General features: G+C 50.9%; 21 protein-coding genes and 2 pseudogenes. 19 read left to right on the plus strand and 4 right to left on the minus strand.

The genetic code is table 11. The features are described 5' to 3' along the window. Position 1: 1 nt before the first annotated feature. The 11 genes and pseudogenes from ACJRW5_RS23260 (at position 2) to ACJRW5_RS23310 (ending at position 11,807) form a co-directional block, all read left to right on the plus strand. On the plus strand, positions 2-1,009 hold the full coding sequence (locus tag ACJRW5_RS23260; RefSeq protein WP_484572851.1) for an NADP-dependent oxidoreductase: 1,008 nt from the start codon (positions 2-4) through the stop codon (positions 1,007-1,009). A 636-nt stretch (positions 1,010-1,645) separates the two neighbouring features. Next, the gene (locus ACJRW5_RS23265; RefSeq protein WP_484572869.1) at positions 1,646-3,442 is read left to right on the plus strand and encodes a DUF1302 domain-containing protein; all 1,797 of its coding nucleotides are present in this window, start codon (positions 1,646-1,648) and stop codon (positions 3,440-3,442) included. 10 nt (positions 3,443-3,452) lie between these two features. After that, a complete protein-coding gene (locus tag ACJRW5_RS23270; RefSeq protein ID WP_484572870.1) occupies positions 3,453-4,790 on the plus strand; it encodes a DUF1329 domain-containing protein in 1,338 nt (445 codons plus the stop codon). A gap of 235 nt (positions 4,791-5,025) precedes the next feature. Further along, a complete protein-coding gene (locus ACJRW5_RS23275) occupies positions 5,026-5,805 on the plus strand; it encodes an SDR family oxidoreductase (RefSeq protein WP_484572852.1) in 780 nt (259 codons plus the stop codon). Positions 5,806-5,923: 118 nt separating this feature from the next. Further along, positions 5,924-6,709, plus strand: coding sequence for a crotonase/enoyl-CoA hydratase family protein (locus tag ACJRW5_RS23280; RefSeq protein WP_484572871.1), 786 nt, complete (start codon positions 5,924-5,926; stop codon positions 6,707-6,709). Between the two features lie 269 nt (positions 6,710-6,978). Further along, positions 6,979-7,206, plus strand: a pseudogene (locus tag ACJRW5_RS23285) (Arm DNA-binding domain-containing protein); the annotation flags it as partial. 334 nt (positions 7,207-7,540) lie between these two features. Then, a complete protein-coding gene (locus ACJRW5_RS23290) occupies positions 7,541-7,753 on the plus strand; it encodes a DUF3363 domain-containing protein (RefSeq protein WP_484572853.1) in 213 nt (70 codons plus the stop codon). 254 nt (positions 7,754-8,007) lie between these two features. After that, on the plus strand, positions 8,008-8,754 hold the full coding sequence (locus ACJRW5_RS23295; protein WP_484572854.1) for an SDR family oxidoreductase: 747 nt from the start codon (positions 8,008-8,010) through the stop codon (positions 8,752-8,754). Between the two features lie 118 nt (positions 8,755-8,872). Then, positions 8,873-9,742 (plus strand): DJ-1/PfpI family protein, encoded by an 870-nt coding sequence (locus tag ACJRW5_RS23300; protein ID WP_484572855.1) that lies wholly within the window; start codon positions 8,873-8,875, stop codon positions 9,740-9,742. Between the two features lie 172 nt (positions 9,743-9,914). Next, positions 9,915-10,379 (plus strand): YybH family protein, encoded by a 465-nt coding sequence (locus tag ACJRW5_RS23305; protein WP_484572856.1) that lies wholly within the window; start codon positions 9,915-9,917, stop codon positions 10,377-10,379. A 441-nt stretch (positions 10,380-10,820) separates the two neighbouring features. After that, the gene (locus tag ACJRW5_RS23310; protein WP_484572857.1) at positions 10,821-11,807 is read left to right on the plus strand and encodes an NAD-dependent epimerase/dehydratase family protein; all 987 of its coding nucleotides are present in this window, start codon (positions 10,821-10,823) and stop codon (positions 11,805-11,807) included. A 192-nt stretch (positions 11,808-11,999) separates the two neighbouring features. Here the strand turns inward: ACJRW5_RS23310 and ACJRW5_RS23315 are convergent, their stop codons facing one another. Continuing rightward, a complete protein-coding gene (locus ACJRW5_RS23315; protein WP_484572872.1) occupies positions 12,000-12,947 on the minus strand; it encodes a GlxA family transcriptional regulator in 948 nt (315 codons plus the stop codon). 241 nt (positions 12,948-13,188) lie between these two features. Here ACJRW5_RS23315 and ACJRW5_RS23320 point away from each other — a divergent pair, with 241 nt between their 5' ends. Then, a complete protein-coding gene (locus ACJRW5_RS23320) occupies positions 13,189-13,569 on the plus strand; it encodes a Rid family hydrolase (RefSeq protein ID WP_484572858.1) in 381 nt (126 codons plus the stop codon). A gap of 504 nt (positions 13,570-14,073) precedes the next feature. Here ACJRW5_RS23320 and ACJRW5_RS23325 read toward each other — a convergent pair. After that, positions 14,074-14,805, minus strand: a complete 732-nt coding sequence (locus ACJRW5_RS23325; protein ID WP_484572859.1) for an SDR family NAD(P)-dependent oxidoreductase — start codon at positions 14,803-14,805, stop codon at positions 14,074-14,076. 643 nt (positions 14,806-15,448) lie between these two features. Between ACJRW5_RS23325 and ACJRW5_RS23330 the strand changes: the two genes are divergently transcribed. The 4 genes and pseudogenes from ACJRW5_RS23330 (at position 15,449) to ACJRW5_RS23345 (ending at position 18,948) form a co-directional block, all read left to right on the plus strand. Then, a complete protein-coding gene (locus tag ACJRW5_RS23330; RefSeq protein WP_484572860.1) occupies positions 15,449-15,949 on the plus strand; it encodes an N-acetyltransferase family protein in 501 nt (166 codons plus the stop codon). 167 nt (positions 15,950-16,116) lie between these two features. Then, positions 16,117-16,476, plus strand: a pseudogene (locus ACJRW5_RS23335) (transposase); the annotation flags it as partial. Positions 16,477-16,754: 278 nt separating this feature from the next. Further along, entirely contained in the window at positions 16,755-17,678 is a 924-nt protein-coding gene (locus tag ACJRW5_RS23340) for a protein NO VEIN domain-containing protein (RefSeq protein WP_484572861.1), read from the plus strand. An 883-nt stretch (positions 17,679-18,561) separates the two neighbouring features. Continuing rightward, a complete protein-coding gene (locus tag ACJRW5_RS23345; RefSeq protein WP_484572862.1) occupies positions 18,562-18,948 on the plus strand; it encodes a nuclear transport factor 2 family protein in 387 nt (128 codons plus the stop codon). A 902-nt stretch (positions 18,949-19,850) separates the two neighbouring features. Here ACJRW5_RS23345 and ACJRW5_RS23350 read toward each other — a convergent pair. Both ACJRW5_RS23350 and ACJRW5_RS23355 read right to left on the minus strand, forming a co-directional pair. Then, a complete protein-coding gene (locus ACJRW5_RS23350) occupies positions 19,851-20,018 on the minus strand; it encodes a helix-turn-helix domain-containing protein (RefSeq protein WP_484572863.1) in 168 nt (55 codons plus the stop codon). A 228-nt stretch (positions 20,019-20,246) separates the two neighbouring features. Then, entirely contained in the window at positions 20,247-20,753 is a 507-nt protein-coding gene (locus ACJRW5_RS23355) for an AraC family transcriptional regulator (protein ID WP_484572864.1), read from the minus strand. A 300-nt stretch (positions 20,754-21,053) separates the two neighbouring features. On the opposite strand from ACJRW5_RS23355, the gene ACJRW5_RS23360 reads away from it, so the two are divergent. The 3 genes from ACJRW5_RS23360 to ACJRW5_RS23370 all read left to right on the plus strand — a co-directional run. Further along, the gene (locus tag ACJRW5_RS23360; RefSeq protein WP_484572865.1) at positions 21,054-21,998 is read left to right on the plus strand and encodes a hypothetical protein; all 945 of its coding nucleotides are present in this window, start codon (positions 21,054-21,056) and stop codon (positions 21,996-21,998) included. Positions 21,999-22,793: 795 nt separating this feature from the next. Then, positions 22,794-23,378, plus strand: a complete 585-nt coding sequence (locus ACJRW5_RS23365; protein ID WP_484572866.1) for a hypothetical protein — start codon at positions 22,794-22,796, stop codon at positions 23,376-23,378. Between the two features lie 151 nt (positions 23,379-23,529). After that, positions 23,530-23,741 (plus strand): hypothetical protein (locus tag ACJRW5_RS23370; protein WP_484572867.1); only part of this gene is annotated, 212 nt, incomplete at its 3' end.

Raw genomic sequence — 23,741 nt, forward strand, 5'->3', positions numbered from 1 at the left:
AATGAGACAGGAAATTTGCACACAGCTTCGGCTAGCAACTCGCCCGACAGGGGCACCTGACGAGCGAACTTGGCAGGTGACCCACGAGGCACCTCCTGAGCTCAGCGAAGGCCAGGTTCTCGTACACAACCAGTACGTCTCAGTCGATCCAGCTATGCGTGGTTGGATCGGCACCGCCGAAACGTACACGACTCCGGTCGCGATAGGCGATGTCATGCGCGCACGAGCCGTTGGGCAAGTAATCGCCAGTCGTGACCCTAGCCTACCCGAGGGCACCGCTGTCATCGGATTTCTTGGCGTGCAGAGCCATGCCTTAACCACCCGTGACCAGGTTCGTGTGGTCGATGATTCAGCGGTGCCGCTGATCTATCAGCTGTCTGCCTTAGGTGCTCCAGGAATGACGGCTTTTTTCGGACTGCTAGAAGTAGGCGCCTGCCGACCTGGCGAAACGGTCGTGGTGTCAGCAGCAGCTGGTGCGGTTGGTCAAATGGTGGTCCAGATGGCCCTCATTTTGGGCTGCCATGTGGTTGGCATCGCTGGTGGCGCGAGTAAGTGCGACTTCGTGAAACAGCAACTCGGCGCTGCTGCATGCATCGACTACAAAGCCGGTGACGTGGCGGGCCAATTGCGCGCCGCGTGCCCCGATGGCATCGACGTCTATTTCGACAATGTCGGCGGCGACATCCTCAATACTGCGCTAGCCCAGATCAAGCTGGGCGCGAGAATCGTGGTGTGCGGCGCGATTTCCCAGTACGACAACCTCGGGACGGTGCAGGGGCCAGGCAACTACTTGAATCTCTTGACGCGACGGGCCTCGCTTAAAGGAATGTTGGTCGGTGATTATGAGGAGAAATTTCCCGTTGCTATGGCCGCCATGAGTCGCTGGATTGCACAGAGCCGTCTGGACTGCCAACACCATTGCGTGGAAGGAATTGAGAATTTCCCAGATGCGCTGACTCAGCTCTTTGCGGGACGCAATGTAGGCAAGGTCGTCGTGAAAGTGAACTGAGCCAGTATTGAAAAATGCTTTAGCCCCTATGCACGACAGAAAGCTCGTTGTGTGTAGCACTGCTGTTTTTAACGGTTAGATGTGAATGGGCTGGTCGACGCTAGCCAAACTTTAGCCGCTCGTAAGGGCGGCTCTTTTTAAAATCTGATGATTTTGAGTTTGACGAAGCATTTCGCAAGTTACTTTTTAACGGGACACCAGACCAGCGATCCGATTATCTAACTTGAGAAGCGAAGCACCGTAAAACCAAACCACATAAAGAGTACAGCCTGCGACATGTAGTCTCTACTTCTTCCGAGGCCGGGTAGTCATGGCAATAATAAAAATAGATGATTATCATAAATCGACCACGCACGCGAGTTCATGCGAGTACGTGCATTTATTTTTATACACATACTCTACCTCCAGCTCTTGTGCGGCCCTTTATAGCTATTGCGCCAAAGCACATCCTTGCAGCCACCAATCGAACGCAAGAGCTTTAGAGGCATTCGACACTTCCTAAATACTCACCGCTAAGCCTTTAACTTAACTTGGCATATGCTTAACTAAAAACCAGAGATATTAATAGGGCACTTAACTTCGCCTTACGAACACCTTCGCGTCCAAAAAAGTATAATTAACGATGGGGATATGTGGATGAAAAAAACAAAAAGCCGCTTCCCGCTGCTCAGGCTGAAAGTAGCAATTAGCTTGGCCAGTGTTATGGCCATGCCCGCTTTTGGTGTGAATTTTAAAATTGGCGAAATCGATGGCAGCTTTGACTCAACCGTGACATTAGGTTCTAGTTGGGCTACCAGCGATTCCGACAAGAAACTAATCGGCGATGTTAATGGTGGTCGTGGCCAAGCTTCGGTGGGCGATGATGGTCGGCTTAACTTCAAGAATGGAGAAACTGTCTCCAAAATTTTTAAGGGTCTTCACGATCTAGAGTTGAAGTATGGTGATGGTGGCGTTTTCATCCGTGGAAAATATTGGTATGACTTCGAGCTGAAAGACGAAAGTCGACAGTTCAAAGATATTTATGATCACAACCGGAAAGAAGGCGCACAGTCTTCGGGCGGACAGATTCTGGATGCTTTCGCTTATAAGAATTATTTCATAGGTGATCTGCCCGGCACCGTCCGGCTGGGCCGGCAAGTCGTGAGCTGGGGTGAAAGCACCTTCATTCAAGGCGGCATAAACTCAATCAACCCTATTGATGTCTCCGCTTTCAGAAGGCCCGGCGCGGAAATCAAAGAAGGCCTGATCCCAGTCAATATGTTCTATGTTTCTCAGTCATTGGCAGAAAACCTAACTGCTGAAGCCTTTTATCAACTGGAGTGGGATCAAACCGTAGTTGATAATTGTGGAACTTTCTTCTCTTCCATCGATGTTGTGGCCGATGGCTGCGACAACAACTATGCCGTTGGCTCGCCAGCTATCGCTCCTTTAGAGCCAATTGCTGCTGCTGCGGGTGCTGGGTTCGATATCTCCAGTGAAGGAGTGGTAATCAAGCGCGATGGTGACCGTGATGCTCGTGATAGCGGGCAGTTTGGGATAGCGCTGAGATGGATGCTCGATAATACTGAACTGGGTGCATATTTCATAAACAACCATAGCAACATCCCAAACTTCAGCACGCGAACAGCTAGTGCTTCAGTGCACGCCTCTCTGCCTGGAATTATCGGTAATGCTGAAGCCATTGCTCCAGGAAGCGGTATTGGTTTAGCTCAATCCACAGTCTTGGGTAACAGTAGCTATTTTCTGGAGTACCCAGAAGATATCCAACTCTACGGTCTTAGTTTCTCTACCTCATTGCCTACGGGAACTGCCTGGACTGGAGAGCTTAGTTACCGCCCAAACATGCCGGTTCAACTGAATGGGCCTGACCTGACCTACGCCCTCGTAAACCATATTGCAGGTGGAGCCGTTTCCCCAATCCAGTCGAGCCCAGGCTCGGAAAACCGAGGGTATCGCAGAAAGGAATTTACACAGATCCAAAGCACCTTGACGCACTTCTTTGATCAAGCCCTGATGGCTGATCGGATCATTTTGGTTGGGGAGCTGGGAGCAACATTTATTAGCGGTATGTCATCGGCCAGCCCCACGAGCCTGAACTATGGGCGGGATCCAGTTTATGGCTCCTACAGCATAAATGGTGACAAGCATGGCTTTTACACAAGCCAATCGTGGGGTTATCGAGTACGTACAATATTCGATTACAACGATGTATTCGCTGGCGTGAACCTCAAGCCGAATATCTCCTGGACTCACGACGTGGACGGCTATAGCCCTGGTTTCAATGAGGGATCTAAGGCGATAAGTATTGGAGTTGATGCCGACTATCGCAACACCTACACCACTGGCATTTCATACACAAACTTCTTTGGCGGTGATTACAACACATTAGTTGATCGAGACTTTATCGCAGTTAGTTTTGGCATAACCTTCTGATCCGGACTAAATCATGAAAACAATAAGTAATTTTAGCGCGATTGCTACAGCTCTGTTGCTAGTTTCCTGCAACGCATTGGCTGAGGTTTCTGGAATCGGCCAGAATCTGACACCGGTTGGCGCCGAAGCTGGTGGTAATGCGAGCGGGGAAATCCCAGCCTGGACTGGTGGATTGGCGAAAGACGCCTCTCCAGTCGATGGAAAGGGATTTCTCAGTAATCCATTCAAAAATGAGAAGCCGCTGTTCACTATCACTGCTGCAAACGCTGAACAGTACAAAGACCGGTTGACTCCTGGCCAACTAGCCATGCTGAAGCGCTATCCAGATAGCTATCGCATGCCAGTATATCCAACCCACCGCTCCGCGAGTTTTCCTGACGATTGGCTTGCAGCAACCAAAGCTAACGTTAACTCAGTCACTTTGATTGAAGGCGGTAACGGAGTTAACAACTATCACAAAGGCATCCCTTTCCCTGCCCCCAAGAGCGGAGCGGAGGCGATGTGGAACCATATTACTCACTATGTAAGTAAAGTCCGGAGACAATTTATCCAGGTAACTCCGCAAGTCAACGGAACCTACACACCTGTTGGATTCGATGTAGAAGCGTTTCCGTTCTATGAAATGAAGAACCCGCCTGACAATATCCTCTTCTACTTCAAGCACCGTATTACTTTCCCGGCGCGTCTGGCCGGCGATGTACTGCTCGTGCATGAAACACTCGATCAAGTTCGTGAGCCTCGAATGGCTTGGCTTTATAACTCTGGACAGCGCAGGGTTCGCCGCGCCCCCCAGGTATCTTATGACGGGCCAGGATTTGCATCAGAGGGCCTGACAACTTCCGATAACTTCGATATGTATAACGGAGCGCTTGATCGTTACGACTGGAAGCTAGAGGGCAAGAAGGAGGTTTACATCCCGTATAATAGCTACAAGCTAGATGATCCAAGTCTGAAATATGCTGATATCATCAAGCCTGGCCACTTGAACCCTGATCTTACGCGCTATGAGCTTCATCGCGTTTGGCATGTTGTCGCCACCCTAAAAACTGGAGAGCGCCACATATATGCTAAGCGAGATATCTATATTGATGAAGATACATGGCTTGTCTCGATAGCAGATCACTATGACGGACGAGGTAACCTATGGCGCATGGCAGAAGCTCACGCTCAATACTTCTTTCATAGGCAATTGCCTTGGTACACGGTTGAAAGTGTTCATGACCTAATCAGTGGTCGTTATTTGGCGATGGGTCTGAAAAATGAAGAGCCTAAAGCCTGGGACTTTTCTCCAGACCTCCGTGAGAATGCTTACACACCCGCAGCCTTACGCCAGTCCGGTATTCGTTGATGGCTTGACGGTGGTAATCTCATTACCAAACTCAATTGAATTGATGTCTTTCAATTGGCTGAATGGCCGACCCGTTTTTCAGGCGGCCATTTTGACTTGGATATTGTGGATCAACACCACCGCCGTTACATGCAACGGCTTCAACGTGTACTCATTACTTCCATAGATTAAAAATCTCACTATTTACCATCGTGTTGAGATGCACTACCAGTACCAACACATAGCGAGCAAAAGTATGACTAGCAAAAACAGTCTTTTCGATGTAAGAGGCAAGGTCGCCTTAGTAACCGGAGGTACACGCGGCATTGGCCTGATGATCGCCAAAGGCCTCGTGCAGGCTGGCGTTAAAACTTATGTGGTTTCGCGCAAGGCGGAGGCATGTGCAGAGGCAGAGGCCGAGCTGAAGCAGCATGGAGAAGCGGTAGGTATTCCCGCCGACCTGTCTTCCTCTGAACAGATGAATCTCTTTGCCGAAGAGTTTCTGCTTCGCGAGCCCAAGCTACACATTCTGGTGAACAACGCAGGCGCCACCTGGGGCGCTAAATTCGGTGAATTCCCCGAAAGCGGCTGGGACAAGGTTATGGACATCAACCTTAAGTCCATCTTCTTCCTGACCCAAAAGCTCGGCACTGCACTTCAGGCCGCTGGCACCAGCGAAGACCCAGCTCGTGTCATCAATATCGGTTCGGTCGATGGCCTTACCACCCCTGAGTACGACAACTTTTCGTACTCGGCGAGCAAGGCGGCAGTGCATCATCTGACCCGCCATCTCGCCGCGCATCTTGCTCGCGTCAACATCAATGTGAACGCAATTGCCCCCGGCCCGTTCGAGACCAAGATGATCGAGTTCATGATCAAGGATCACGCCGACGAGCTCACTAAGACCATCCCATGTGGCCGCATTGGTCTGGCTTCTGACATTGCCGGCACTACAATTTTCCTGTCGTCGACGGCTTCGGCCTATATCACCGGCACCGTTATCCCGCTTGATGGCGGCTATTCCACTGCGCGCTGATGGGTCTGTGCCAGCTCTTAGTCAACTGAATTGACCCTAGTTTCGTAGACCCTTCCTGTCCTGGAAGTCATGAATGCCAACAACAACGAATTAACGATGAATTTCGAGTGGGTGTGTGATGGTCGATAAAGTCAAAGTAGAACGGCGTGGCCATGTTCTTTGCATCGGGTTCAACCGCCCCGAGAAGATGAACGCGATGGACATTGATCTCTATCTTGAGCTAGCTGTGGCTTATGGTGTCTTGGATGCAGACCCAACATTGCGCTGTGGACTGCTGTACGGAGAAGGAAAGCATTTCACTGCAGGGCTTGAGCTGGAGCAGTGGGCTGTTCAGTTCACCAAGGGAGGCTTTCCTGATCTGCCACCTGGCACCTGCGATCCTTTCGGCCTCGACCAGTCGCGTCGAGTGAGCAAGCCGATTGTCGTTGCTGCTCACGGGATCTGCTACACGTTGGCGTTGGAGTTGATGCTCGCAGCCGATATTCGGGTTGCGGCTGACAATTGTCGGTTCGGCCAGATCGAAGTCCAACGTGGCTTGTATCCCGTGGGCGGCGCAACTATTCGATTTGCTCAAAATATCGGGTGGGGCAATACGATGCGCTATCTCCTAACTGGAGACGAATTCGGTTCCGATGACGCCTATCGGATGGGGTTAGTTCAGGCGGTCTACCCCATTGGCCAGCAATTTGACGAAGCCATGAAGATCGCTGAGCGGATAGCTCAGCAGGCACCACTGGCGGTGGCAGCAACGATCAAAAATGCTCGGATATCGATTAACGAAGGTGAGCAAATTGCGATGGATCGCCTAATTCCAGATTTGTTGCCGATCCTGAAGAGCGATGATTTCAGGGAGGGAGTTGGCTCTTTCCTGGAGCGCAGAGCCGGGCGCTTCACCGGCAACTAAACACCCTCTGCGAATATGATTGCTGTTTCCCGTTGCCAGCCGAAAGGCTGGCTTTTTATTTCACAATGACTCCAGCACCGAACTTCGATGGACTACGCCACAGCTCGTTGTAGCAGGTCTATCAATAACTTACACGAGCTCATCCTATGCCAGTGCTTTCTGAAATTTGACCCGGCTTCCGTCCGCTTGGCTCTCAAGAGGCTCCTGGAAACTGGTCTTCCCAAGGAGTCAGCTATGGCCAAGTCAAACTCACAAAGTCCGCAGTCGATGTGGCACAACCCCAGACACAGCCGGTCGAACTGCGAGACACCCTCGTTCCCGGCTTCCTCTGCAAGATTACACCGACGGGCCGCAAGGTATTCATCCTTCAGTACCGCACGAACGCCGGCGAGCGCGGTAAGCCCTCACTGGGCCAGTACGGGGAACTGACCGTCAAGCAGGTCGGTTCGCTGGCGCAGGAATGGCTGGCCCAAGTGCGCCGGGGCGGCGATCCGGCAGACCTTGCAGCGCGAGGTGGAACAGGAGCGGTGGACGAGCCTGGATCGCATCATACAGCGTGAGACCGAGGACGATGGCCAGGTACAGATCAAACGCTACAACGAACCGTAGCTACAACGCCAACGCCACCTGCTGTCGACTGCAGCTAGGCCGGGCCAACGAGGTACAGCCCGGCTCCTAGACCATTCATGCCGATGCCGAGAAGACCTTGCGCACCTTGGGCGAGCGCGGCGACGTCATCCTTGCCCGTAACCTGCTGGCGACGCTGCGCGGACGAAAACTGGCGCAGGCTGCGAAGAACATTGCCGCCTAAACAGACCGGAGCATCTACCGGTGTCCGATGGACAGCGTGTAACTGGCATCTACCGGCGTTCCGTCACGCTTTCCAGCGGGCGCTACGCGGTGCTTGACGATCGCATGAGGTTCTCACTGTTGCCGTGGAAGTCTGAAATTGAGCTGCAGTTAGGCTTACACGTTGCAGCCACAACCCATGGCGACATAGTGTCTTGGAGTCTGACCAGAACGCCGAGTCGCTCAATCGGCTGAGCAGGGCCAACAAGTCGCTGTGAAGCACCCCGCTGGAGACAGCGTCATAAACTGATGGCCTCTAGCACAACCGTTACCTGCCGGAATTCGCCAATTCATAGTCTGTGGTCGCCTGTCGTTTTTTGAGGGATATAAGTCATTTACGACACGAATTAGGCCTTCCACAATCTGTACTCGAGATCAAAGCTAGGCCCGTGCAGTCGTGCTTTGAACTATTGACTTGATCAGTAACGAAACAGAGAAAGGAAATAAAGATGAGGCTTAAAAATAAAATTGCATTAATCACCGGAGGCACCAGTGGGATTGGCCTCGCAACCGCCAAACTCTTCCTGGCCGAAGGTGCTCGTGTGGCGGTTACTGGCCGCGATGATTCCGTGTTTGACCGTGTAAAAGCCGAACTCGGCGAAAACGCACTCGTTCTCAAAGGTGATGTTAGGTTGATTACTGACATGCAGGCGGTTGCTGTTCAGATGAAGGAGAAATTTGGCGGTTTGGACGTAGTGTTTGCAAACGCGGGACGAGCATTTCCATCACCTGTCAATGACATCTCGGAGGAACTCTATAACGAGATCATGGACATCAACGTTAAGGGAGTTGTGCTTACACTCCAGGCAACACTACCAATCTTACGAGAAGGTTCTTCATTTATTCTGAACACCTCGTTTACTGCGCAAACTGGTAAGCATGGCATCTCGTTGACTGCAGCAGCGAAGGCAGCCGTGCGATCACTAGCACGTAGCTGGTCCTACGAGTTTCTGGACCGGAAAATTCGGTTTAATGCCATCGCTCCAGGCGCAACGGACACACCTTTGATTAGCAAATGGGGGTTGTCTGAAGAGGTGGTGAGAAACATCAAGCAGGAACTGGCGAAAACGGTTCCGGTTGGTCACATGGGTAAGGCAGAGGATATTGCATACGCAGCGCTCTACCTTGCCAGTGACGAGTCGTCATATGTCGTCGGCACTGAACTTGTTGTTGATGGCGGAGCCTCGCAGCTTTAAGTTTTCATCAAGGGTTATCCAAACTTTCACCGGGTTCCCTCCGTGCTTTTTGCCACGGCGGCATCCGAGGTGCGCTCCATCTATTTATGTGGAGGGGCCAAAATTTAAGGAGAATACCATGAGCAATGATGGAAAAATTAACGACGCTAGCAAAGAGGCGAGTGAAGCAGGTTATTCCCGGCGTGACGCCTTAAGGTTAGGAGGTATGGCCGCGATCGGCGCAGTCGTTGCTGGCGGAGTGTTACTGGGAAATGCCGCTCCAGCGTTTGCGCAGGTTGGTAACACAGGAAAACTTTCACCAACAGGCACACTTTCCCCAAATGAACCTCTCGATATTCTGATTGTAAATTACGACGGCGGCACTCTTCTCGATTTCGCCGGCCCCAGCGAGATTTTTCACCGGCTACAAAATACTAACGTCAGGTATGCGAGCCTGAATGGAGGCAACGTGACCCTCGAATTCGGAGTCGTGTATGGCAATACCGAACGACTGGCCGATATTGAGAAGACTGACTTAATTTTGGTTCCTGGCGGCTCTGACTTATCAGCTCCGATGCAACCCGAGTACCTAACACAGATTCGGCGCTTGGCTGAAGGTGCCAAGCACATTACGTCGGTTTGCAATGGGTCGCTCGTGCTCGCCGCAGCGGGCATTCTTAAAGGCAAGCGAAGTGCCTGCCATTGGGCATTTGTCAATAAGCTGTCTGAATATGGTGCAATTCCGGTTCCGGATCGCTTCGTAGAAGACGACAACGGCCGGTTCATGAGCGGCGGTGGTGTAACTGCTGGCATCGACTTCGCAATTCGCGTGGCCGCGAAGTTGCGTGGTCAAGAGGCCGCCGAGTTCACACAATTGCTGATTGAATACGATCCCGCTCCACCTTACCACGGTCATCCAAGAGATGCGCGGCCAGAAATAGTTGCAAAGGTAGACAAATACCTACCAAACGCCTCTAAGGGGTTGGCAGTTATTCCTGGTGTTCGCTGAGACCTGATAAGCACCGGCTTAAGATTATCAGAAATCTGTTGAGCAAATTAAAACAGAGGCAGGCGAAACTACCCACCTCTAAATATTTACAAGCATCTGCCCCAGAAACCCAGGGAGCAATTCTGAAAACTTTAATCGCCTTCATTTTATTAACTTATGGAGATATAAAAAAGTGCGCCAGATACGTCCATTCATAGCTGCGGCTGCAGTTTATTTTTCCACTTTCATTTTTGTCGGACCTGCGCTTGCAAGTGGACTCAATCCTCAAGCTGAAGCTGCCATCAAAGCCGAGAACGCCCGATGGGCGGAAGCCTATGCCCGCGGTGATTATGAGGCAATAGGTCGCCTCTATACGAAAAATGGTACGCTTTTGCCTCCAGGGGGTAACCGAGTCGTCGGGGCCACGGCAATTGTGGATTTCTTAACTAAAGCATTTCCCGTTACTCAGTCTAACACTGTGTCCTTCAGTAATTACGAATTCTACGGTAACGACCAGGTCATTACTGAAGTATCGGATACTGATATTCGTGATCGCAGTGGGAAGCTTAAATACCGTGGCAAGCAGATACTTATCTTTTTGAAAAAGGACGAAACTTGGAAGCTGCATCGCGACATCTGGAATGAATCTGCTCCATAAACTTAATTTGAGCAGGTCAAACGCAGGCACAACTTCGCTGCTGTCGCGCACGACCTCTAACACCCACCGAATAGTGGCCACCTTGCTTGCAAGTCAACAACCACTATTCGGTGAGGTTCAAAATAAAGAGTGCGATAAATGACCAGCACAGAATTTGAACCAGGTGCCTTTTATAATGATCGTGTCATTATTGACTGTCGTTTCGTGAGTGTGTGTGGGGGGGGGGGTTACCTCGGGCATTGTTGGGAGTATTATTGTTGCTGCTCTTCTTCTCGGTGACCAGATAGCACAAAAACTCCAACTCTACATGGCGTACGATCCTCAACCGCCTTTTGCTTCAGGATCGCCAATGAAGGCCCCTGCAGATCTTGTGAGAATAGTCCGTGCACCAGCACAAGGAATCACTGCCACCGTATGCTCTCTAGAGATAGGAGATTAACCGTGAATATCCTCGTTACTGGAGGCACCGGCCTACTGGGTAGTCGCTTGATTCCTGCTCTAGCAGCTGGCCACCAAGTATATGCACTTGCGCGCTCGGCATCGGCTTGTGGAAAAGTACGACACCTCGGCGCACAGCCGATCGATGGTGACTTAGAAAGTAGCGCGCCACTGGTACTGCCAGCGCTTGATGCTGTGGTGCATGCAGCGGCGCTGTTTCGATTCTCAGGGCCGTCTGAGCCAATTTTTCGTACCAATGTGGATGGCACAGCAAAGCTGCTGGCAGCAGCAGAGAGAGTTGGGGCTGCGCATTTTATTCACATGAGCGCGGCAGGCGTCATCATGGACGAATCGGGCTCCATCGTCCGCCATGCAGATGAGAGTGCTCCGATATATACACGACATTTTTCCGCGTACCTAGCAAGTAAGGCACAGGCTGAGCAAATGGTGCTGACCTCTAACAACCCGACTTTTCGTACTATTGCTCTGCGTCCACCGGCGCTCTGGGGGCCGGGAGATCCGTTTAGCCGCGAGATTCCTCGCGCGATTCAGTCAGGCCGGTTTGCCTTTATCGATCGCGGCAACTATGCGTTCTCTACTTGCCACGTTGACAATGTCGTTGAGGCAGTTCAGTGCGCTCTTAAACGCGGCGAGGGGGGGCGCGCTTACTTTATTTCCGATCAGCAGGTGCAAACCTTCCGTGAGTTCGTCGCGTCCATTGCCAGCGTGCAAGGTCTGTCCGTCGAGGGCTTGCGTTCGATGCCTTATTGGCTGGCGTCGATCGCAGGACGGTTGATGGACACCACTTGGGCCATTCTCCACAGAGACGATGATCCGCCGTTATCCCGTTCTATGGTGCGCATGATCGGTAAAGAGTTTATTGTGAGCGATGCTGCTGCCCGACGGGAGCTGGGCTATGTTGGTATGACCTCGCGGGATGAGGGATTGGTGAGCTATGGGCATTCTCATCCTCTGAGCATTCCACTTTGATGGTGCAATGGTTAGCGATGAGATAGCTGGCCGCCCAGACCAATTGCTGCGCGTTGTACTCCACGGCGCTGCTGGCTAACATTCCATCTCAATTAGAAGCAACTCTTGACAATAGCGCATGCTCGACTGCGTATGCCTGCACAGAATTAAATTGCAAGTCATCAGTCTGCCAAGTAATAGGCCGACTATTAATCAATAGTTACGAACAAGTCTACTCTCTCGACGAACTGACTGCGGTGGATGTCCATACAGTTTAACGAAGGCTCTCCGCATTCGCTCTGGATCGATGAATCCCACAGCTAGAGCGACCTGCTCGATTGGTTCACTACCATTCTGCAGACGCAGTCGTGCCGCTTCAGCGCGCAAACGCTCGACTGCTTTGGCAGGTGTTTCGCCAGTTTCTCGGCGAAATGCTCGTCCAAATTGTCGCAGACTTAAATTTGCTACATCAGCAAGCCGTTCGACAGGCAATGCTTCAGCCAAATGTTCTCGGGCAAAATTTAGAGCAATGCGGATACGATCCGACTCAGGTTCCATTTGAGACATCGCAGAGAATTGTGACTGCCCTCCCGGTCGTCGATACGGAACGACCAAGAGCCTGGAAACATTGCGGGCAATTTCCGACCCCATATCTTTCTCAATCATAGCCAAAGTTAAGTCTATTCCGGCGGCGATGCCTGCAGATGTCCAAACGCGCCCATCCTCTATGTATATGCTATCGCCTTCGGCCTTAACACGAGGAAAGCGCGACTGCAATTGAGAGATATAGCGCCAGTGAGTCGTTGCTCTTCGACCGTCCAACAAGCCGGTTTCTGCAAGCAAAAATGCCCCTGTACAAACGCTTGCGACTCGCAAAGCACTGGCACCCAGTTGTTTGGCTGCGGTGATATTCTCCGGAGTCTGCATTTGGTCAATATCTCCACCCACGAACACTACGGTGTCAAATGCAAGACTTCCGATCGGTTTTGTCTCAATCGGAAAGCCCGCATTACCGATAACACGCCCTCCAGACTGCGAAATGACATGAAGTTCATATGGGCTGCAAGCAACGGCTGTGGCTACTTGATTGAAAGCCGAAAGAGGGCCAGCAAGATCAAGAGCTTCGTAACCATGGCAAATAAAAAATCCAACTCGATGCATGGCGTGCATGACCCCTTAGGATTCAATTTGCGACTCATTTTAAGGGTTATACATATTTTAAGTCAACGACCATTACTAAGGAAAAAACGTCTTTTAAGTCTTTTTTATCTTACTTATCGTTATGGGCATAGGCGCTATCCATAGGACTTCCAGGCAACTGTCGACCACGGCTTCTGGTATAAATGTATATTGCAGGAACAAAAATGACCAAGAGGTTGCTTGAATAGCCGCTTACCATCCGATGTTTGCAGCGATTCACAGGGGCTATGATGACTATGGATATTCGCCAGCTGTTCGAACTGGAAACTTTCTCTTCATTGCTGGCGAAGTAGGCTTTCGATCCGATGGTTCAATTCCGGATAGCGTGGCCGAGCAGACAGAATTTGCCTTGGAGAGAACAAAGAAAATCTTACGTCTGCACGGGCTTACGATGGCCGATCTCGTTAATGTGGTGAGCTATCATGTCAATCTTAAGGATACGATCGATGAGTTTTTACCGGTCAAGGCTCACTATATAGAGCGCCCACTCCCTGCTTGGTCAAGCATTGGGGTGGAGTCGCTAGCTCTTCCCCAACTCAAAATTGAAATTCGAAGCGTTGCTGCTTTTGCAGAAGGTAAGTGACCACAACTACATTCAAGGGAATGTGTAGCACCTGCCGACTCAGAAGCGCCGGCAGTCGCGTATTAAACAAGGCGAGCAGTATTGATGAGAACTGCCTTATTATATCCTTGGCTAAAAGTGGTGCATGCTGCATCGGCGAAGGAGTGGCTACATAGCAAATACCCGCCTCCATGCCATCGCCGCTTGCGATTTATTGAATGCAGGAAAGCTGAAAGTCAGAACTTCTGGAGCACTGGATCTGAACCGGAAGTATTAATAACGCGAGACATCTCAACTTAACCACAGGTAGATTAGGCAAAAAAGCTACCCGCCCAACCACGGTTTGGATGGTCAGTGAAGTCTATGTTCTGTGCCGGATTATGGCTTGCGCATGCAAAGCAAACTGACTACCCCATAAATTCGCACCCTAGCATCTGCCCATCCCTAAGCAGAATCAACACATTGAACACTGCTACAGGACCTTTTCTAACTTTGGCTTAACATTTTCAGATCCGGCCATTAACGCTAGACATGCTGTCCACCGTTAACGTGAATTTCTGCGCCGTTTACATAAGAAGCGCCACCAGTGCAAAGGAAGTAGACGAGCGAGGCTACTTCTTCAGGTTTACCCAGCCGGTTCATTGGGACTAGTCGTTCAACGATCTCCGCAGTGCCCGCGGATAGTATTGAGGTTTCGATTTCTCCGGGTGCGATAGCGTTGACCCTTATGCCATATCGGCCAAAATCAAAGGCCATTTCGCGAGTCAGAGCGGAGAGCGCAGCTTTGGATGTGGAATAAGCCACACCTGCGAATGGGTGCACCCTGGATCCTGCAATAGAGGTAACGTTGATGATGCTGCCTTTTGCAGCTTTCAATTCATCAAACAGCCCCCGCGCAAGAAGGGCTGTTGAAAAAAGATTTACATTGAAGACTTTGATCCAGGTTGCATGGTCGGACTCCAGAACACCCAGGCGTGTCCCCTCAGGCCCCTTGGGCGAAATTCCTGCATTGTTTACCAATGCATTCAAGCGTCCGCCCAATTTATCCCTGATGGCCGCCAGGCTGTCACTGACGCTATCAATATCTTCGAGATCCAGATAAATGTGGTTGAGTAAGCCCTCGGCCCATGGGCATTCAGCGACCCAGTCCTGGCGAGAGGCGGTGAAAATCCTCCACCCAGCGGCTTGAAAGTGTTTGACGGTAGCATGGCCTATGCCACGACTGGCACCGGTCAATAGCAATGTCTTCTCGCCCATACATACATTTACCTATTAGAAAGTTTCGCTTTTTAAGCGGCCTAGGTTAAAAAATCGCGATCTTCAATGCGCGACTTTTTGGCAGGGCGTCATAAGTGGCCATGACTCTCATAGCTGCTTTTATTTGCCGCAAGCATCGGGTGGTCCGCCGGGATCCCAAGCACTTTTTGGCCTCACGTTTCCCTGCGTTGAACCGCCTGAGCGGTGATGAGTGCCCTTCTCCGGGGTGAGGATGGGACAATCTTACCGTTCGGGTTTCGACCTTACCTCTGAGCGCCAGAGGCGTAAACGACCTTTTTCCCTCATTATCGGTCACAGGGTGGCCCACTTACGGCGGCACCACACTGCAGGCTTCTCCCGTCAAAAACTGCTGCGTCGGTGAGCTGGGCCCTGGCCCAGAATCGTAAGTTCGGGAACGACGGCGCATATCTGCTTAGTCATGCAGCGTGACTTCGGCAGACGCATATGAACTGACCTCACAGCTCTACTGCAGTCTCGCCGAGGCTTCATGTTTGGTCACTATTCGCGCTCATGGGTTCTCGACAGGCTTGCAATCCATAGACTTATTTCGTAACACTTGATTTACGTAGCTGCCACCTCAGGCGTCGGCACGGCTAATATCTACCAATCCAAGGAGCGATGGATGCATGTGCGCCCAGCGATAATGAGTGATTCTGAGGGCATCAGTAGAATCGCAAAGGCTACCTTTTCACTGGCTTGCCCAGCAGATACCCCACCAGAGGAACTGGAGCGCTACATCAGCGAAAATCTGACCGCGCACTGTTTTCAGATCGCGTTGGATACGCCAAGCCAAGAGCTACGAGTACTGGAGAAGGCCGGAGATGTCGTGGGTTTCAGTCTGGTCGACTACAAACCAGATCGATTGAACATCCCACTGGCGGATGGCATCCCTGAGCTGAAGCGATGCTATCTCGATTCAAAACACCATGGAACCGGTGCCGCACAACTCCTCTTGACAGCGACTCTTACTGGTATTTCAGATCGTATCCGGCTCACGGTGAATGATCAGAATGCCCGCGCAATAGGCTTCTACCAACGTAATGGATTTTTGACAGTTGGAGAAACCACTTTTCAATGTGGCGATGATATCCATCGAGACTTGGTGATGGTACGTGAACTGTAGGGCCGCGTATTTTGCGTATGCGTTCTAGGAAAACAGATTGCGAGACTCCTGCAGTCAGGCGATCGGTGCCGAGTACCTAGGTCAGGTCGCCGGACGCTCACAATGAGGGTCAAATTGAATGCAAACACGCAGTCAACTGGGATGCAATCTTACGACAGGTCGGCACCGTGGGTATCTACCGAAAACGGATGCGGATTGAGGAAGGTTTTCGGGATGTGAAAAGCCTACGTTTTGGCTTTGCTTTCGACCTGCACCGAACCCGCTGCCCACGACGTATCGAGATCCTGCTGCTGATTGCTGCACTGTCGTGTTATGCGCTGTACTTGGCTGGCCTACAGGCTCACACGACAGGCAAGTCGCGCCATTTTCAGAGCGACAGCGTCAGGCATAAAACTGTGCTGTCGCTCTGGCGTGCAGGCCTTGAATACCTACGGCGCTCGGCCAGCGATTTATACTGTTCGGCCCTTACCAAGATGGAGCTGTTGCTACGTGACGAGGTTCACCGGCAAGCTCGGGCGCTGGAGTAGATTTGTGGGGACTCCTCAGGGTAGAACCCCATCATAATAAGTTCAGTATCACGCATGGATCGCGATATGAAAACAGACCGTCTAGCTAAGCACCTCTTGCGCGACTTCGAGAAGGCCTACGATCTGGATCGAGAAGCGCGAGCAGTACAGAGTCGTGGGGAATTTCTGGCCGCGTTCCCCGTTGATCGCCTGAATCGACTCAAGCGAGACGACTATGTGATTGGCCTACAAAGCCGACCTTCTGCGACAGGGTGGAAGTCAGAACACGCGCTTGGGCTGTGATCCTGGGTGCTACCGCGCTCAAGTTCGGTATCTATTTTGGCAATAAGAAAGGTGAGTCCACCAAGCGATACCACTATTCGAGCAAATTTGGGGTAGATGAAGCCAGTGCATTTCTGGCAGTGCGCTCTGCTCTAGTAAACCTCGTGAGGCTCGGCGGAGCTGAAGAGCTAGATTTTCTGGCGATAGATGCCAATCCGCTGTCGCAGCTGTTCAAAGCTAAGATCCTGAGCCTTTATTTTCCCGAGCGCTTCATCAACGCATGCAGTGATCAACACCTGATTTTAATCGCTAAAGCGCTGGTCTTGGCCAATAACCTTCCCGTGAGTCAGTACCAACACCTCATCATTCAAGTCAAAAAGAGCAATAGCTTGACTCGGACTTGGAGCAATCCCAAATTCACCGCGTTCCTCTATAAGACGATCATACGCCCAGAGCAGATGCAGGACTCAGCTATCCACAAGCCCTCCAAAAAGGCACACCGAAAAGTCAGCTTTGAAGATGTCCAAAGTGAGCGTGACCGCATAGGTAAGGCCTCTGAGGCATTCGCCCGAAAATGGGAAGAAGACCGCCTTGTGGGTGACGACCTGCCTGACTTAGTTGGTGCCATTGTTGACTGCCGGGAACACCCAGGATGCGGATACGATTTCATATCCCACTCTGCCCGAAACCAACCGCGGTACATCGAAGTCAAATCCGTGGGAAAAGTCGCTGGAGAGCGTTACCGTTTCTTTCTCTCCGACAATGAGCGCTCTGTTTCTCTGACCAGCGAGCACGCGGATAACAACTCCTTCTACTTGGTCCTTTTCGATGGCCAAGGACAGCCAGCCTCGCTCAAAACAGTGCTCGCTAAGAAAATGTATGAGGATGCAGAAATTCTCCCTGCCGCATATACCGTTCGATTTACTGTGGAGCAGGTTTGAAACTGCTGGTAGCCAGTTCACATATAAACCCAGAGCCAGCTCCCTATAGATTCTGGATGACCAGTTGCAGGCCTGTGACCATCAGCCCTGATCAGGTGGCGCGATAGAACCCTCCAACTCCCAGGCAGCCCTACCAGTGATATTGGACGACCCGGCCAACTCGGTTGGATACAGAGGGGGCGGTGACAGGAGCAGCCTACAGCTGGACGTTCTGATGGCTGGACGAGGCTCAGCATTGTGCAGGCCGCGGTGAGGGCTGGCCATGGTGCAGCGCTATTCGCAATCATCGGACTAGCCTCTGGCGGACCATCTAGTACGGCGAGCGCCAATACCGGGTGGCCATGCCAGGCAGCTGCTGTTGATCCCTACCAGTGGCAGTTAGCTGGCATGCTCAATTTCGGCACTACGTACATCGCTAGCAGCTGACAGCATCTAGATCCAGCGAGCAATGTGTGGGTGCCCTCGCTCTCTTTGTACCCCCGTCCTCATGGGCTAGCACATGGTTCTGGGCAATTGCGCTCGCCTCAATAAGGACATTCAAAGGCCTAAAATGAGGGATAAACGTCGTTCTCGCTCCCAGAGTCCGCAGGTATATTTAATGACACGAACGACATAAACGGAGCAGCTATGCTCACCACGGCATGTTCGCTGCTACCCAGTAGAGCGCTACGACGTATCAATAGATTTGGCGCTTTAACGACTTAAGTATCTCTACTTGGAAACACTCGCGAGTTGTTGTCTAGCGTGGCTAGCATACGAATGTATGCGCCCTGCCTCAGGAAAAGAACACGTCATGCCGCGACCATTGTAGCGATCTAGATCGCGACTCTATTAACCCTAATATAGCTTCGTCTTTCGATAAGTTATTTTTGAGGACTTTGCCATGGCTTTGTATGAAAAACCTATTGCTACTACTGAATACAATGCTGTTATTCAGGCAGCGCAGTCTTATATAGATGGTTATCGCTCCGGAGACATTACTGGCATTGAGAAGGCATTTCACCAAGATGCGATTATGTGGGGCTATAGCGGTGATGATCTGCTTCAAGGTCCGGCGATTCCGGTATTTGCGAGCTTTTTCAATGCACATGGTGCCTCTCCGAATACACGCAGCCGCTTGGATATCTTGGCGATCGCTCCTACGGCAGCAGTTGTTCGCGTTGATATGGAGAATGATGTCATGGGTGCAAGCTTCCACGACTTTCTCTCGCTGCTTAAGATCGACGGTCAGTGGAAAATTATCTCTAAAATATTCCAACGGTACGCCTAAATATATCTGTAATCTAGACGGATTTCGTCTTGCCGGAAATTTGGAGTAAAATTTACCCCATCGGTCGGATTGGCTCAGCAGCCTCATTTCTATATTGAAGTTGCGTAAGCGATTCGACCTGATGCGTACATATCAAAATGGTTGTCGCACGACAGTAGATGCAGGACCGCCAGGCGAGATTCCATTCTATGTGATGCTTGAGAGTAGTGCGAAGCTGAATTGCGCTAACGCTGAAGCGCAATATCTCAATCCAGATAAAATTATATTAGTGCCGCATGGGACAGCCCACAGCCTGCATTGTATATGTCATACGAAGATAATAAGCGGCCGCCTGTACGTCGCAAGCCCGCACGAGAGGATTGTCTCTAAATATCTGCCTGAAAGGCTGGTGGTATGAAAACCTGATGTTCCGAGCGCAACAGCTACTAAGCTAGATAATAGTTAAAGTAAAGTATAATACGGATGACCAACTGGTCATCGGTGGTCCTGGATCCTCTTGCACCGGTCTTGTTTGTGGTATCGTTTTGTGCTGTGAGTCAATCAGAGAGACCTCCCATTGGGCTTGTAGCAGCCGCTGGATGTAAATAATTAGCCCCTGTGATTGAGTCTCTGTTAGTAGAGCCTTTTAAGTCTTGGACGCTTCGGAGTCTCACGGCCAACGTTGCTCCAACGTTTCAAGAGTACAGTTGGTTGATCGCCGATGGTTCTGTTGATGGATATTCGAATGGCACTTGCGGCAAACGAACTTAAGAAGGCAAAAGCTCCTGTTGCTGCAGTTTCTCGAGCTATTGGCTACAGGTCCGTTACCGCGTTTAGAAGGGCTTTACCAAACATTTTGGTATGACATCAACTACGTAGAGAGACTCTGTGGCACGGAATTTATGAGTCCAGAGTAGATAAACCTAGCTATCCATTCGACTTTCGTGACGGGCATGCTGTGGAGAATATCCGTGCAGACGAACAAAGGCTCTGCGCATCCGCTCTGGGTCGGTAAAGCCCACAGCTTTGACAATTTGCTCAATCGGTTTGCAACCTTCTTGTAGGCGCAAACACGCGGCTTCAACGCGCAAGCGCTCTACTACTTTAGCCGGTGTTGCACCGGTTTCCCTACGAAATGCACGACTAAATTACCGTAGGCTTAGTCTCGCAGCACCAGCGAGTCTCTCAATTGGTAACGACTCGGTTAGATGCTCTCTTGCAAATTTTAGCGCAATACAAATGCGGTCTGACTCTGACTCCATTTGTGACATCGCCGAAAATTGCGACTGGCCTCCAGGGCGCCGGTATGGAACGACTAATCATCTGGAGACATCACGCGCTACCGTAGCACCCATATCTTTTTCGATGATGGCGAGTGCTAAGTCGATTCCAGAGGCTATACCCGCTGAGGTCCAGACACCTCTGTCCTCTATATAGATATTGTCTCCCTCGATATTGATACGAGGAAATTGCGATTGCAGTTCGCTGATGTGATACCAGTGTGTGGTTGCACGTCGATCATTCAATAAGCCAATTTCTGCAAGCAAGAATGCGCCGGTACAAACGCTAGCGACTCTAGATATTTTTAAAGCTAATTGCTTGGCAGTGGTGATGTGCTCAACCGTCCGCATTGGCTCAATTTCACCACCTACAAAAACCACGGTGTCGAATGTCTCATTGCCAATCGGAGCGGTCTCGACCGGGAGGCCTGAGTATCCTATAACCGGGCCGCCAGCGCATGCCACGACATGAAGCTCATACGGCTTATGTCCAATGGCTTTTGTCACCAGATTGAGCAGATAGTGACCCTGTAAGGTCGAGGGCATCGTGGCCTTGGCAAACGAAAAAACCAACGCGGTACATGGTGGTGGCTCGGTTCCAGCTTTTTTAAGCCTCAGATTACCGAGAGCCTCTGTTCCTGTCTGCCCCTAGCCAGAAACAGGCAGCAACCGATCTCTGGAGTCAGTCGGACGTGGCTACGAAATCAGAAGCAATTCACCCATCCATACCGCGTACGGCTGTTTCTACGATTCAACCCTTCATAGAATACCTAGGGGCGACCGAATCATTATGGACGAGACAACGGCATTTGTCTAAACACACACATGAATCTAAAAGGAATTTATATGCTAATCCCTATCTCAGAAATATTAAACAATGACGATCATTATGCTTTTAAGGCAAGCTGTGAAAGCGCCCTAGGGTATCAGTTAAGAAAAGTAGTACATATTACCAAAGAGGTCGAGAAGGGGCTGGATGACCAAGCAAGCGGTCCATACTGGTACGTAACTGACGACAAACTTTCTTATAGTCTAGATGCGCTAATTCATAATCTATCTATACTCACTGAGTACTACCACGGGTGGGTGTTGTTCTCCTACATTGGATCAATTTCTCATGGCAAGGCTAAGTATCAGGCGCTAAAAAAAGATGAAAAGCTCGGCAGCGAAATTGATAAAATATTCAAGCTAAATTCTATCGGGATTCTGAGTTCACCTCAGAAATATCGTGGTGATTTTTATGAGGACTGCAAAAAGGCGTTTCTGAAAGCTTATGATTTCCTGCTTGTTGGAAAATTTTATGAGATCTATGTGCTGAATAATTATTTAAAGCACAATACCGCCGCTATGTCATACGCTCCCAAGGTGATTGTAGACGGCCACGAAGTATCGATCCCATATATATACATAGGAAAGCCTAATGATTGTCTTTTGAATCCTTCGGTATTCAAAAGCCTAATTGATCACGAGCTTGACGGTCACGGAAAAATAGCCGGCGTCAAAGATGACTACTTTGTAAATATCATTAACGACACAGCCCGCCCGCTATGCGAATTTGGCGGCTATAAAGTTTACGCCATTAATGGTTTAGATTATCAAAAAAGCAGTTCGCATGTTGGGTTATCCATTGAGTCTATCGTGCAGATGGCTCACGAGCTTGTTTCGAACATAGTCAAGATATTCATCGAGGATTCGGTGGGTGATCTAGCTCGGAAGTTGCATCTGAGCCAATTGCTTGATGAGATTGCCATCCGATCTCCCAAAACGCTTAGCAAATTGATAGCGCCTTAAGGTTTGAGGTTTGAGGTTTGAGGTTTGAGGTTTTTGAATTAAAGTTGCTTGGCGATGTGTATATACCTCTATTCGACATTTCTGCCAGGCAGGCTAAGATTCTTGACGCATAGTGCAGTCAATTGATACCCGACCGGCGCGAGGCATTGAAAGGCTGAATAGGCAGTGAGAGACCAAGGCAAGAGAAGCGGATAGAAAATTTCTGAATCGTTATTTTTGGAACGTTTTTAATAAGCTCGAAGCTGACGCCCTGCTATTCAATAGGTGCCTCCCGGCCTCACTGGGCAAGTCACGCACTTAGCCCTCCAGCTTCAGACCAAACCAATACCACACCCATTAACACCCATTTCAGGGTGGCGGATTGATTGCCTGGAAAATAAGGCTGGACGCGAAAAATCGTGCTAGCCGCAACGCCCGAGGTGCAGCCCCAGATCGTGGAATTCGACCGCGAACAGAACCGTGCTAGGTTGATGGATGCCCCCCAAACTGACCGAAGCCAGGCGCCCCTCCACCCCAACACAAATACCCAGAAAACAGCGATCTAATTTGTTACGCCCTTGACGCCCGGAAAAATCCGCCTATGTTTGAGCACTGAGAAAGCCAGACAGCACAGGGCCTACGCCACGTGTCGGTTTGAACCTTGAGGTAGCAGCCTACAGATGCGATGAGTTAGGTCGTATCCCCCCGGCTCCACCAAATAAGCCCTGAAACCCGTCTAAAACGCGGGTTTCAGGCAAGATTTGATGGCACTGGATTTCACACAGTCCAACTGTGAATCCAAATAGGTATGCCATCATGTCCAAGCGTCAAAGCAAAACTGGTGTTCAACACCTGGTCTATCAAGCCAAAACCGGCTTCCAGTACTACTTCACCTTCCCGAGCTATATCGGCAATCACCCGCAGTTGCCCGCACAGATTCGTTGGTCACTCGGCCATGATGAAGCGCTCGCACGTGATCTCGCCCAATACCTCAACCCACGCTTCGAAGATCTGCTTAGGCGCAGCAGCGCAGCCACGATTGAGCTCGACCCTGAGGGCTTTCTGTTAAACCTGGCCATTGTTCACGCCGAAATCAGCCGTTTTACCGAAAGCCACCTGAAAATCTGGGCGCTCCGCCCTGCACCTGCCGTACTGGCCAACTCTGACCTCAGCGCCGGGCACGAGCGCCTTATGAGAGAGTGCCAAGAGCACACCGTGCTCTATTGCAATGAACCGGGCGGTGAAATCCACTTCGCCTTATATCCGAGCGAAGCCCTGCGCCAAGCCCTCAAATTCGGTTTCACCCGCTTCGACTGGCCGCTCAGCACTAACGACCCAGTTACCGCCAACGCGGCTGCCGCTTACATCTACAGCGCCATCACAGTGCTGGAAATGGGGTAGAACCCCAACCAAGCGCGTCCAGAGCAAGGGCATCAGGGTTCCGAGCAACTGGTGTCCGAACGATGAGCAAGCTGTTCGGAACGCTATCGATGGTAAGCGCCAGGACAAGGTCCTAGCCGAGTGGGACCGGCGCACCAAGCAACGCTTCGGGGTGGTCGTTCCGACAGACATCAGCGAGGCCCAGTTTCGCAAACTGCCCAGTGTGCAACGCTTTATAGAGCAGCAACTGAAAGACGCTCCGTGCACCGGCGGAAATGCCTACTTCTCCGCAGCACAGTTCAAAGTCCGCTGCCTCGATCCAGAGTTAGTTAAGCAGCGCAAGGATCTGGCCGAAACATTCACTGCACCAGTTGCTGACCTTGC

The organism is Pseudomonas pichavaramensis, assembly GCF_050473265.1.
Taxonomy (GTDB): domain Bacteria; phylum Pseudomonadota; class Gammaproteobacteria; order Pseudomonadales; family Pseudomonadaceae; genus Aquipseudomonas.